At 58.5% G+C, this 12,645-nt stretch carries 7 protein-coding genes; 4 read left to right on the forward strand and 3 right to left on the reverse strand.

Annotation, left to right across the window (positions count from 1 at the left end; translation table 11 throughout):
* Nucleotides 1-94 precede the first annotated feature (94 nt).
* Together FKG94_RS12005 and FKG94_RS12010 are read left to right on the forward strand one after the other, a co-directional pair.
* Entirely contained in the window at nt 95-2,872 is a 2,778-nt protein-coding gene (locus FKG94_RS12005) for a TonB-dependent receptor plug domain-containing protein (protein ID WP_142904563.1), read from the forward strand.
* A 306-nt stretch (nt 2,873-3,178) separates the two neighbouring features.
* Complete coding sequence (locus FKG94_RS12010) at nt 3,179-5,197, forward strand: S9 family peptidase (protein ID WP_142904565.1); 2,019 nt, start codon at nt 3,179-3,181, stop codon at nt 5,195-5,197.
* A 54-nt stretch (nt 5,198-5,251) separates the two neighbouring features.
* Here FKG94_RS12010 and FKG94_RS12015 read toward each other — a convergent pair whose 3' ends face one another.
* Entirely contained in the window at nt 5,252-6,196 is a 945-nt protein-coding gene (locus FKG94_RS12015) for a LysR family transcriptional regulator (RefSeq protein ID WP_142904567.1), read from the reverse strand.
* A gap of 102 nt (nt 6,197-6,298) precedes the next feature.
* Entirely contained in the window at nt 6,299-7,783 is a 1,485-nt protein-coding gene (locus tag FKG94_RS12020; protein ID WP_179957612.1) for a leucyl aminopeptidase, read from the reverse strand.
* Nucleotides 7,784-8,247: 464 nt separating this feature from the next.
* On the opposite strand from FKG94_RS12020, the gene FKG94_RS12025 reads away from it, so the two are divergent.
* On the forward strand, nt 8,248-11,184 hold the full coding sequence (locus FKG94_RS12025) for a TonB-dependent receptor plug domain-containing protein (RefSeq protein WP_142904571.1): 2,937 nt from the start codon (nt 8,248-8,250) through the stop codon (nt 11,182-11,184).
* Nucleotides 11,185-11,329: 145 nt separating this feature from the next.
* The gene (locus FKG94_RS12030; protein ID WP_142904573.1) at nt 11,330-11,695 is read left to right on the forward strand and encodes a DUF6482 family protein; all 366 of its coding nucleotides are present in this window, start codon (nt 11,330-11,332) and stop codon (nt 11,693-11,695) included.
* 391 nt (nt 11,696-12,086) lie between these two features.
* Here the strand turns inward: FKG94_RS12030 and FKG94_RS12035 are convergent, their stop codons facing one another.
* Nucleotides 12,087-12,494 carry a thiol-disulfide oxidoreductase DCC family protein gene (locus FKG94_RS12035; RefSeq protein ID WP_246125108.1) on the reverse strand — a complete coding sequence of 136 codons (408 nt, stop codon included), beginning with the start codon at nt 12,492-12,494 and terminating at the stop codon, nt 12,087-12,089.
* Between the last annotated feature and the right edge of the window lie 151 nt (nt 12,495-12,645).

The raw sequence follows: 12,645 nt of genomic DNA on the forward strand, positions 1-12,645 counted from the left end.
GAGGGTTTGACTATACGCAGGGTTAATGGCGGTATCGATGTTGCCCTGAGTGCTTGATCGTTGTCCAACATAATAATCCATAACGGGAAAAGTCATGCATTCCAACAACGAAGGTCCGCTAACGGCAGCGGTTTTGCTGCTTCTATGGGGCGCTTTACCCGGGCAGTCGGCCGCCGCCAATGATGTTATAGAGGAAGTTACCGTGACCGGCTCCCATATCCGGAAAAAAACCGGCTACGAGGGCAGCTCGCCGTTAACGGTCGTCGATAAAGAGGCGTTCAAAGCACAGGGCGTGGCGGATCTGGTGGACCTGGCGGCGGGGTTGACCGTCAATGCCGGCAGCATTGTCTCACAGGAAACCGGCGGCCTGATTGGCACCAGTCAATTCAATATCCGCAACCTCGGGGCGGGCTCGACCCTGACCCTGATCAATGGGCGCCGCGGTGGCATCTCCACGGTTCCCGATGCCGGCGGCAACCTGTTTTTCGATAATAAACAGTTACCCCTGGCCATGATCGAGCGGGTCGATGTGCAAACCGATGGCGCCTCGACCACTTACGGCTCCGATGCGGTGGGCGGTGTGGTCAACATCATCACCCGCAAAGGATTTGAAGGCTTTGAACTGTCGGCCCGCTACCAGGATGCCTCCAACGAGGCGTATTCCGTTAACCTCGCAACCGGCGTCAGGACAGACACAGCGATATTCAATCTCTACGCCACTTTCTATGGGCAAACACGCAATCACCGCACGGACTTTGACTGGCTGGTGGAGCGAATTCACGGCGACGGTGACCTGACCCGGTCGCGATTGATTTCCGGCCAGGGGTCCCCCGGCACCTATCGCCCGGCGGTGACCGATACGAACGGGGTGATTACGGCGTTTGGCAACCCGCATATCGATGCTGATTGCGAGGCGGCGGGCGGTGTTATCAGGGGCGAGAACTGCCGCTACAACTTTGCCGACCAGGTCGCCATACTGCCGGAAGAGCAGCGCTTGCAGGTGTTTGCCGAGGCGGAATACGATTTTTCCGAAACGACCACACTGTTTACCGAAATCAGCTACTCCGGCAATGATATAGAGCGCACGCAAGGGCCCAACAGCTACCGCAACGGGTTGGTAGAGGGGGGCAGCCTGTTTATCCCCGCCGAGCACCCCTTTAATTTTTGGGTGGCCGACCCGGCCGATCCCGGCGGCGCCAGCCTGATCTATATCGACCCTGCGAACTGGGACAACGCCATCCACCAGGCTGTAGACCTGTCGTGTAACTGCCGGCCCCAGGGGCTGGAGGCCAACGGCAGGGGCGACGATGCGCCGTTTAACCGCAATATCGATCTGGATTATTATCGCCTGGTGTTGGGCGGGGAGCGCGAGCTGTCTGAAACCTGGATATTGACCGCCAATTACATCTACGCGGAATCGCGGCGCAAGTATCGCGAGGAGAACAACTGGAACAGTATTACGCTCAATGCGTCGCTGCTGGACGGCACCTTCAATCCCTTCGGTACCTCCAGGGTTTCACCCGATCTGGTTTCGCCAAAAGACGGCGTTAGCACCGCGGGTAATTCCCGCGAGACCCTGTTGCTTGTTATGCACAAGGAGAGGGCCCGCATAGATACCAAACAACAGGTGCTCGATATCGTGGCGTCCGGCGATCTCTTTGAGATAAACAGCGGTGCCGTTGCCGCGGCGGTGGGCGCCCAGTACCGGCTGGATGAACGCGAGACCAGTCCCGATCCGTTTTTGGTCAGCGGTTTGGGAAACAGCCCCGAGGGTAGTGCTGCCCCGAGCACCGCCGACCAGGATGTTGTGGCCGTGTTCGGCGAGGTGTCGGCACCGGTCACCGATGACCTGCAAGTGTCGATCGCGCTGCGCTATGAAGATTACGGTGATGTGGCGGGATCGACGCTGGACCCCAAACTGGCATTGCGCTGGGAGGTGAACGATAGCGTGGCCGCGCGGGCGAGTTGGGGCACCGCTTTTCAGGGGCCTTCCATTCCGCAGACCGGCCGTACCTCAGCAACGACGTTTATCGACGATGCCGCTGTCGTCAATCCGGTCACCGGGGTGCTTGAATGCGGCGATGGCGGCGATGGCAGTATTGTCGTGGTGCAGACCGAAGGCAGTGACAGTCTCAAACCGCAGTCCTCAGAGAATTTCAATCTCGGCCTGATTTTCAGTCCCACGGACGATCTGCGGCTCAGTGTCGACTATTGGCGCTTCGAGTACGAAGACCTGATTACCCAGGACGAGGGTGCCCAGGCTATCGTCGACAACGATTGCGCCGATAACGGTATTCCCGATGACCCACGGATCCAGCGGCTTGGCTCCGGTCAGCTGCGCGTTATTACCTCCGAGTTTATCAACACCGGATCGGTGGAAACCGACGGTGTTGATCTGGCGACCCACTATGATTTCCCATCTGTTGCACTCGGCCTGTTCAGTGCGGGCCTGAACCTGACCTATGTCAACAAATTTGCAGTCGTCAACGACGATGGCAGTACTTTTGACGGTGTTGGCAGTCGTAATTTTACCAACCAGTTTGGCTCGCTGCCGCAGTGGCGGGCGATGGCTAATATGGGCTGGAACCTCGACCGCCACTCGGCCAACCTGGTTGTCCGCTATATCGACAGCTACGAAAATGATCAGAGCGATGATTTTGAAGTAGACAGTTTTACCAGTGTCGATCTGAATTACGCCTATGAGCTTCCCTGGGACGACGACGGCGAGCTGTTGATTTTCAAGCTGGGTGCCCGCAACCTGTTTGATGTCGATCCCCCGTCGCTGGGCGACGGCGTGCGGCCGGCGTACGACGATCGGGTGCACGATGTGCGCGGGCGGATACTGTATGCTGAGACTACATGGACGTTTTAAATCGTTTGCGGCACTGTAGGGTCTTTAATCCGGCGCTTTTGCGGCAGTGTTCATAACCCGTTGCAGTTAATAAGTGGACTCACTTAATAGGACTTGCGTCAATTTATCGACCACCATTCCAGTCCTTAGGGTCTTGATTAAGAATACTGAGGCAGGCCGGGCAATTGGCACGTCCTCGCTTAAGTATCTCCACCCCAGAAAAATTAAGTGCTTAAAGCGAGCGCCGCCAATTGCACCTAACCTAATGTCGATAAACAGCGCCCGCAATACCGCGCCTTTGTATAAACCACAACCAACAGGAAAAATATGAATAGAGTATATCGAGTCGTTTTTTTGTATGGGCTTATTGTCTTTTCTCTATCGACGTTGGCCGCGGCCGCGCCGGAACCCAGGGCTATGCAGCCCCTGGATATACTGAATCTGCCCTCTGTATCGGCGCCGAGAGTGGCTGCCGACGGGCGCCGTGTGGTGTATATCAAAAAGGTGTCCGATTGGGAAAAGAACCGCCAGGTCGACGACCTTTGGCTGGCGGAGACTGCCACCGGCACCGAGCGGCAACTGACGTTCGATGCGCGGTCGAAAAGCCAGTTGGGCTGGTCCCCCGACAACAGCTTTATCAGCTTTGTCAGCAAGCGTGATGGGGATTCCCACAAGCAGATACATCTGCTGCCGCTGGCCGGTGGCGAGGCGTTCGCCGTGTCGGATCACAAAGCCGATATTCAGAGATATCAGTGGAGTAGCGACGGCCGCTCACTATACTTTCTCGCCGATGAGCCCCTCGACGAGGCAATCGAGGACAGAAAGAAAGCAAAAGACGATATGTTTGCCTTTGAGGAACCCTTGAGCTATCGCCATATCTGGAAGCTGGATATCGAGCAACGGACGATTGAGAAGATCACTGAGGGCGAGTATTTTGTCAGGGATTTTGACCTGTCCCCCGACAATCGCTTTATCGCTTTCAGCCGGGCTGTCGACGCGACCATCGATGCCCGCCACAGCGCCGATATATGGACAGTGCCCAGCAGTGGCGGCCGCATCGAGCGCGTGACCAGCAATCAATATGCGGAGAGCAGGATACGTATATCACCCGACAACAAACATATCCTCTTTATCTCCAATACCAATGCGGACGGCGAGTACTACTACGATGCCAACCTGTTTGTGGTCACTATTGCCTCCGGCCGGGTGCGCCTGCTGGCGCCCGAGCAGACCTTTGAAGTCGAGGCTGCACACTGGTCGCGCACCGGCGACTCGATTTATATATTGGCGAATATGGGCGTGCGCTCGGAGCTGTGGGAAATCGGTCTCGACAGGGGCCGGCCGCGGCAATTGACCGACGCTGTCCACACATTGAAGAGCTGGCGCTACAATGCCGCCGCCGACCGGCACGTGTTCGTACGCACCACGCCGTCCAACCCCGGCGATATCGGGCTGCTACCCGGCGCCGGCGGCGAGCTGCAGCCGGTGACCCGGGTGCACAGCGAGCTGTCGCGCACCTATCGATTACCCGAACAGCGGCTGGTGCGCTGGCAGGCCGCCGATGGTACACCGCTGGAGGGGCTGCTGAGCCTGCCGTTGGACTACAAAAAAGGTACACGTTATCCCACAGTGATTCACACCCACGGCGGCCCGCGCAGCTCCGATCAATACGGGCAGTTCCGCTGGCGCACCCATATTCCGGTGCTCGCCGGCATGGGCTATGCCTACTTCACCATCAATTACCGCGGTGGCACAGGTCAAGGCGATGCGTTTATGCGCGATATGGTGGGGGGATACTTTAACAATGCCCATCTGGATGTCATGTCCGGCGTCGATCATTTGATCGAGGAGGGGATTGCCGATCCGGACCGACTGCTAAAGGCGGGCTGGAGTGCCGGCGGCCATATGACCAACAAAATTATCACGTTTACCGACCGCTTCAAGGCGGCGTCTTCGGGCGCCGGCGCAGTGGACTGGGTGTCGATGTACGGCGAGAGCGATACCCGTTACGGGCGTACCGACTGGTTCGGCGGCACACCCTGGCAACAGAATGCGCCTTTGGATATTTACCGCAAGCACTCGCCGCTCAAAGATATGTGGAAGGTGAAAACGCCGACCTTGATCCTGGTGGGCGAGAAGGATATCCGGGTGCCGCCCACCCAGTCGATGCTTTTGTATCGCGCCTTGCGGGATTTGGGGGTGGAGACCAAGCTGTATATCGCACCGCGGGAGCGGCACGGCTTTCGGGAATTGCGCCATCGCCTGTTTAAAATCAATGTGGAGTTGGAATGGTTCGAGCGGCACGCGCGCGACCGCGCATACCAGTGGCAGCCGGCGCCCGAGTGACGCCGGTGTCCGGGTGGCAGTCAACGGCGGCTCATTGTCAACTACGGCTCATTGTCAACTACGGCTGGGCGCAGCGCTGTCACCGGACGGATAAACAGCGCTCAGCTTGTGCCAAAATGCCATGATTTCAGGTTTGGTGTTGAGCGCATAGCGATAAATGTCGATCGACAGCGGAATATGGTAGCGACTGTCGCCGACGGCTTGCAGAGTGCCGGACTGCAACTCTTGCCTGATCGCCGACTCGGGCAGCCAGGCAATGCCGTAGCCCTCCAGCACCAGTGCCTTGATACTCTCTGCGGAGCTGGTCTCCATGGCGACATCGAGGTAAATGGGGGCGACGGCGCTGATAGTGGTGATATCGGCAACCTCTTTTGCCAGTGTTGAGTACTGCTTGTAGCTGATATAGGGCAAGGGTCGCTGCAGTGAGCCGGGCAGGTAGTATTGTTGCTCCTGTAACAGCGTTGTTTCACAAACCGGAATCAACGACTCGCCACCGAGTGTGAGCGAGACGAATTTGTCCGACTGCAGGGGTATCGACTTGGTGACACTGCTGTAGCAGATCAGAAAATCAAATTCCTGAAACCGCAGGGATTCGAAAAAGCCGATGCCGGAGCGGATACTCGACAGCAGGTCGAAATAGTAAGACCCTATCTCCTGCTCGATGTTGTGCAGCCAGGACGGAAAAAAGTGAATGGACAGGTGGTCGGCAATACCGATGGTCAGGGACTGGCGCTTGCCGCGGTTTTGCGTGGTGAAATCATCTCGCACCTTGTAAAACATGCGCACCGATTGCTGGGCGGTTTCCACAAAACGGGTGCCGGCGGCGGTGAGCGTGACGGGATGGGACTTGCGGTCAATCAGTCTGGTGCCGAGCCACTCCTCGAGAGATTTGATGCGCCTGCTGAACGCGGACTGGGTGACGTTGCGGTTTTCCGCAGCCTTGGAAAAGCTGCCGGTATCAGCCAGACAAATAAAATCTTCTAACCACTTGAGCTCCATCGGCCATACTCACGGCGAAAGTTGCTTTTTACTATATAACAAAAAAGCCCGGGAGGTTAGCACCCGCCGGGCTGGAGCCGCGTTTTCAAGGTGTGCGCTTAGTCAGCCGCCGCTGTCCGCTTGCAGGTCGAGCAGGTATTGCATCAACAGCGGTACCGGCCGGCCGGTGGCCCGGACAGTCGGTTTAGCCCGCTTGGCGGTACCGGAGATATCCAGGTGCGCCCAGGGGTAGGCGCCGGCAAAGCGCGACAGAAACAGCGCCGCTACCACAGCGGCGGCGGTGCCGTCGCCCATATTGGCGATATCGGCAAAGTCGGTGTCGAGTTGCGACATATCCTGCGCCGACAGCGGCAATTGCCAGGCTTCATCCAGGGACTCCCGTCCGGCTGCCAGCAGCCGGTCCGCCAACTCCTGCCGGTTGGCGAACAGACCCGAATAGTGCTGCCCCAAGGCCACCACGCAGGCGCCGGTCAGGGTTGCCACATCCACGACCGAGGCCGGTGTAAAGCGCTCGATATAGGTCAGGGCATCGCACAGGACCAGGCGTCCTTCGGCGTCGGTGTTGAGCACCTCGACAGTCTTGCCGGACATGGATGTCACTACATCGCTCGGCTTGGTGGCGCGGCTGCCGGGCATATTTTCCGCACAGGCGATGACGCCGATGATATTCAGGTCCAGCCCCAGACGGGCGGCGGCGGTCATGGTGCCGATGACGGCGGCCGCTCCCCCCATGTCGTATTTCATCATGGCCATACCGGCGCGGTTTTTAAGGAAGATACCGCCTGTGTCAAAGGTGATACCCTTGCCCAGGATGACATGGGGCGGTTGCTCGGGGTCGCCGCCGCGGTAATGCATAACCGCCAGTCTGGAGTCCTGGGCACTGCCCGCACCCACCGACAGCAGCGCCCCCATGCCCAGCTCGCCCATCGCCGCTTCGTCCAGCACCGTGGTCGACAGCCGTTCGTGGTGTTGTGCCAGTTCTTGCGCCTGCTCGGCCAGATAGGTGGGTGTGCAGAGATTGGCGGGCAGATTGCTCAGGTCCTTGCAGGTTTTGATTCCCTCCACCATCGCCAGGCCCTGGGCCAGGGCAGCCCGGCAGTCGACACCGCCGGCCAGGGTGAGGCGCTGTAAAGGACGCTGTTTGGCAACCTGGCGTTTACCGCCGCCAACCTGGTAGATGGCTTCTCCGGCGGCGATTACCTGTTGTTGGATCTTCCAGCCATCACTCCGTCCGGTGACTTCCAGTTCGGTGAGGTAGGCGGTGGCCGCGGCTATTGGCAGTTGTACTAACCGGTCGCAGGCGGCGGCCATCAGGGTGCGGTATTCCTGCGGCGATTTTGCACTGCCGGCGCCGGTGCCGATAATCAGCAAATGATCCGGCCCGCTAGTGTTTGCCAGGGGCACCGCAACGACCTCGCCAAATTCGCCGGACACTGTGCCCCGCTCCAGCAAGGTACTGATTATATTCTGCGCCAGGCTGTCCGCCCGCTGCGCAGACTCGGACAATCCGCCGCTGCCGACGGCAACCACAACGCAATCGCTGTGTGCTGCGGGAGGCGGGGTCTGGGTAAGGTGAATATCGAGCAAAACGGTCTCCCTTAAAGATGGCCGAGTTGGCGGTACCTCGAGTGATGTTGCGCGTATGACTTCGGGGAAAGCTGACGCCACTCGGCATCTGGTAGATAAAAATTGCAGGTATCGTCTAATTGCCCAATATAGCAGCAAATATCCCAATGGCTGATGCTAATAGCGGCAAACGTTATGCCCGAATGGTATTGAGTTTTCCGTTCGGACGGCTACGAGTGGCGCCACCTGGCGGCAACCTATGACATATTTGCATAACTGTTTCCCTTTTCGGACTTGGAATATGACACTGACTGTGGTTACTCTTGACAGTTGCTCTCACGGTGGCGACATAAAAACCAAGCGACCGGGGGTGTAATTATAATAACCAGCAGGGAAGGCGACGATGTCACGATGTATAGATGATGGATAAGAGACCCTATCAACTATAACTGGTATCGCAGTGCGCATTGCCAGGGGAGTGAGCTATGAAGTCCAGATTCGCGGCCAGTGTCATGGCCGCCGCCGTCGGCCTGACGGCAGCCAACCAACCGTTATATGCCCAACCTGCCGGCGCTGCGTCGGCCGGCGCTGAGATGGAGGAGGTGGAAGTCACCGGTACCCGCATCCGCCGCGACACCTTCTCCAGTGCCATGCCGATCGTCAGTATCGACAAAGAGGACCTGCTGTCGATCGGCTCGAACTCGCTGACCGATGCCCTGCTGGAAATTCCGTCTGTCGTTTCCGGTCTCAGTCAGACCAATACTACCGCTAACCTGCAAAACGCCGGCTTGTCCAGCGTCGAGCTGCGAAACCTGGGTGACAATCGCACCCTGGTGCTGATCGACGGCCGGCGCACGGTCTCCAACAGCGCCAATGGCAATCGCGTCAGCCTGGGTACCATTCCGGCGAGCTTTGTCGAGCGGGTGGAGTATATAACCGGCGGTGCCTCGTCAATATACGGCTCCGATGCCGTCGCCGGCGTGGTCAATATCATTACCGAGAATAACCAGGAGGGCTTCGAGTTTGACGCCCGCTACGGGGAAGGCAATGGCAATGGTTATCACGACTACACACTGGATGTCAGTTTTGGCAGCGCGTTTGCCGGCGACAGGGGCTATTTCTTCACGACCCTGAACTACGATGAACAATCCGGTATCGAGGCCAAGGATGTGGTGCGGGCATTGGTGCAGGCCAGTTGGGATTACGAAAACGGTGTCAATGTGTTCGAAACAGCCGCCGGCGACCAGCCCGCCGCGCAGATCACCCGCGATCAGTTGGCGGATTTGAGCGCGGACCCGGACGGCGGGCGTTTCGATGGCAATAACTTCTGGTACGACGACAACGGTCTGCGCGAGGACTTCGTTACCAATCGGGACGGCTTCGATTTTCGCCGGGACGACCATATATTTATTCCGCGCGAGCGACTGAATGCCGCTTTCAAAGTGCGTTATGAGATTACCGCCGGCCTCGAGGCATTTGCCCAGGCGACCTACAGCAAGGTCGATACCGATAATCTGCGCGAGCCGGAGGGGGACGATTTCAACGATCCTCACACCTTGTTCGATTTTGCCAATGGTACCTCGGAGTTAATCGCAGCCGGCCGCATCCCTCTGAACAATCCGTTTGTACCGCAGCAGATCGCCGATGCGGTAGGTGGGGATATAAGCTGGGACCGGCGTTTTGTCGAGGTGGGTCTGCAACGCACGGTCAACGAGCGTGAAACCACGCGCTTTTGGGCCGGCCTGCGCGGCGACGTTTTCAGCGACTGGGACTGGGAGGCGAGTTTCGGTTACGGCAAATACGAGCAGGATCAAACCCGTTTCAACGAGATCAACATTCTCAACCTCACCGAGGGGCTCAATGCCGAAGTGGGGCCGGGGGGCGAGATTCGCTGTGCCAGCGCCGAGGCGCGGGCCAACGGCTGTGTGCCGGTCAATCTGTTCGGTCGCGGCTCCATTACGCCGGCGGCGGCTGACTACATCCGCGCCAATCTGGGGCTGCAATCGGAAGTGGAGCAGGTCAATCTGCAGGCCTATATGACGGGCAACCTGTGGGAACTGCCGCACGGTCTGGTTGGGGTGGCGTTCGGCGCCGAGTATCGCAAAGACGAATTGAGTCTCGAGCCGGGCGAGCTGAACCGCACCGGCGGTCACTCGTCCAACTTCGTGCCGATGTTTTCCGGTGAGCTGGAAGTGACGGAGTTGTTTTTCGAGGTGAGTGTGCCGCTGCTGGCAGACCTGCCCGGTGTGCAGTCGTTGGTCTGGGACGTCTCGGCGCGCTATGCCGACTACGACCTCGCCAATGTCGGCGGTGTCACCAGCTACGGCACCGGGTTGCAGTGGCGCCCCATCGACGACCTGAACTTTCGGGCTACCTATAATCGCGCCCTGCGGGCGCCGGATATCGCAGAGGCCTTTTCCCCGCCCCGTGGCGATACCGATAACTTTGACGACATCTGTATAGGCGTAACGCTCAGTACACCGGGCGTGGTGGCCGAGAACTGCCGGGCCGAGCCGGGTGTGCTGGCCAATATCCAAGCCAACGGCAGCTTTGATGATGAGACGCGTGGCAAGTTTTCCCCCAATGCGGGCAACCCGGACGTGAGTGAGGAAACCGCCGATACCGTTACCGCCGGCATCGTCTGGCAGCCGGGATTTCTGCCGGATTTTAACCTGGCTGTCGATTACTACATTATCGAAATTGAAGACGCCATCGATTCCCTGACCAATGAAGAAATCCTGCGCCAGTGTTACGAGGACGGCCAGACCTTTGGCGAGCAGAACCCTTTTTGCAGGGATATCACCCGCGACAGCGAGGGCCAGATTGTCGGCCTGATTCAAAGGCAATTGAACCTGGATTCTCTCGAGGTGGAAGGTGTCGATGCCACGGTCAGATATAGCTTTGGATTAGAGGCGCTGGGATTGCCGGGAGAGCTCGATCTCAGTTATAGACACTCCCATGTGATCAAGCACGAGATCGTTGCCCAGGGTGTCCAAAGTGTTGTCGATGACAAAAAAGGCGAACTGGACGATAGCAGTGAGGTTTTTGAGGATCGCTCGCAGTTCAAACTGGACTGGACCCACAACAATCTCAAAGTGACCTGGCGCGCGAAGTATTTTGGTTCAGTCAACGACGACAATGACCTCAAGGAGGAGTACCGCGAGGCGTTGGCGGCCAATCCGGATGCAGAGAAGCCCCTGTACCTGGATATCGACAGTGAGGTGATCCACGACCTTAATATCGGTTACCGGCTGCAGACCGAGCGCGCCGGTTATCGATTTTATGGCGGCGTGCGCAATGTGTTCGACAACGACGGGCCCTTCCTGCCGGCCGGCACCAGTGGCGGCGGTGATAATCACAACGATGTATACGGTAATATTCGCGGCCGCTATGCCTATGTGGGGGCGACGTTAACGTTCTGAGACAATTGAGGTCTAACCCTTTCGGCAGCAGCTTCGCGGTTTGCTGCCGTTTTTTATGTGCCGGCATCCGGGCCGGCTGCCCCTTCCCCTTCTCCCCGACATTTATGGTCTATAATTTTTCAACAGCCGCCGCCGGGCGGTGGTTATGACCGATTACCAGGGGGCACAGGGGATGAAATTGCAGGTTTCACAGTTGGCGCAGATCAGTGAGCGGGGCGTCTTGATCATCGAATCGCTGGATGCCAGTCTCTACCAGGCCTTTGTTGCCGTCGATGGTTGCGAGCACTTGATTTACGGAGACGACGGCCGGCCGGTGCGGGCGTTCAGCCTGGGCAATATGCGCCAGCGCCTGGGCTACCATCGCTTCCTGCGGGTGGTGCTGCGCCAGCACAGTGCCTACGACGAGATGATCGGCCAGCCGGTGAGGGAGCAGAGTAACGCCCTGGAAGTGGATATAAGCTGGCCGGCGGAGTCCGGGTTTCCGGTGCCGATCAGCAAAAGCTTGCATTGATAAACTGGTGCGGGCCTTAAGCAAATATGTGCTAATTAACCGGTCTGGCTCTGGCTAAAGCCTTCATAAACACGGGCTAGGCGCCCCCTCGATGAACCCCCGCGAGCGGGTCCAGCCCGACATCATATATATCGGGCGTTACGCGGAGCGAAGCAGTGCTTCGCCTTTTCCCGCTCCACCCCTGGGGACTCGCCTAAAGCTCCTACTTTCGCTTAAGGCGCCTACTCTTGGTGGTCTCGACAGCATCCCTGCTGTCGAGAGTTTCTGAAGGCTTTAGCCAGAGCCAGACCTCCCTTCAGTATGCTTAGCCGAGGTCGATGCGACTGGGGCGGCGATCGACAAACCGGCGCTACTACGCTTAAGGAAGGTCTATTCGGCGCGGGCCCCGGTTTCAGGTCTTCGGCCCGCAGCGGTTGCCGTCACAGCGGGCGCGGCCGGTGAGCCACAGCGAAATACGGTAGCGGTGTCGGGCGAACAGACGATAACAGCCATCGGCGACCAACCGCAGCAGCGGCCAGCGCAAGGGTGCCGTCAACCAACCCCGGCCGACCAGCGACCAGGCCCGGTGGCTGGTATCCAACCCCTTCAACACCTGGCCGTCCGGCAGCTCGCCGTGGAGTGCCGCAAGGGCGGCGTTGCGGTCGATATGGGGGTAGTCCCGTTCGAACTGTGGTTCATGCAGGTCTACCAGCCGGATACGCCGCTGGTGGTCGAGTTCCGACAGCTTCTGCATCTCCTTCACACACAGGGGGCACTGGCTGTCATAGTAGATGGTCAGTTCCGCACTCGCGTCCGCCAAGGGATTGTCACCTTCTGTTTGATCACACTGGGTATACGCCGGACAGCCTGGAATGGATGTCCGCGATCGGGGTTGGCTGGGGCAGCCTGTATGTCCGGCTCCCGGCTGTTGACACCCGATCGGCCATGCTATACATTTATTTCTGTAATAA

Source organism: Exilibacterium tricleocarpae, assembly GCF_007004655.1.
Classification (GTDB): domain Bacteria; phylum Pseudomonadota; class Gammaproteobacteria; order Pseudomonadales; family Cellvibrionaceae; genus Exilibacterium; species Exilibacterium tricleocarpae.

What these genes read in the sequence shown, in the direction of transcription:
- FKG94_RS12005 (WP_142904563.1), top strand. Translation starts at nt 95, where the DNA reads ATGCATTCCAACAACGAAGGTCCGCTAACGGCAGCGGTTTTGCTGCTT.
- FKG94_RS12010 (WP_142904565.1), top strand. Translation starts at nt 3,179, where the DNA reads ATGAATAGAGTATATCGAGTCGTTTTTTTGTATGGGCTTATTGTCTTT.
- FKG94_RS12015 (WP_142904567.1), bottom strand. Translation starts at nt 6,196, where the DNA reads ATGGAGCTCAAGTGGTTAGAAGATTTTATTTGTCTGGCTGATACCGGC.
- FKG94_RS12025 (WP_142904571.1), top strand. Translation starts at nt 8,248, where the DNA reads ATGAAGTCCAGATTCGCGGCCAGTGTCATGGCCGCCGCCGTCGGCCTG.
- FKG94_RS12030 (WP_142904573.1), top strand. Translation starts at nt 11,330, where the DNA reads ATGACCGATTACCAGGGGGCACAGGGGATGAAATTGCAGGTTTCACAG.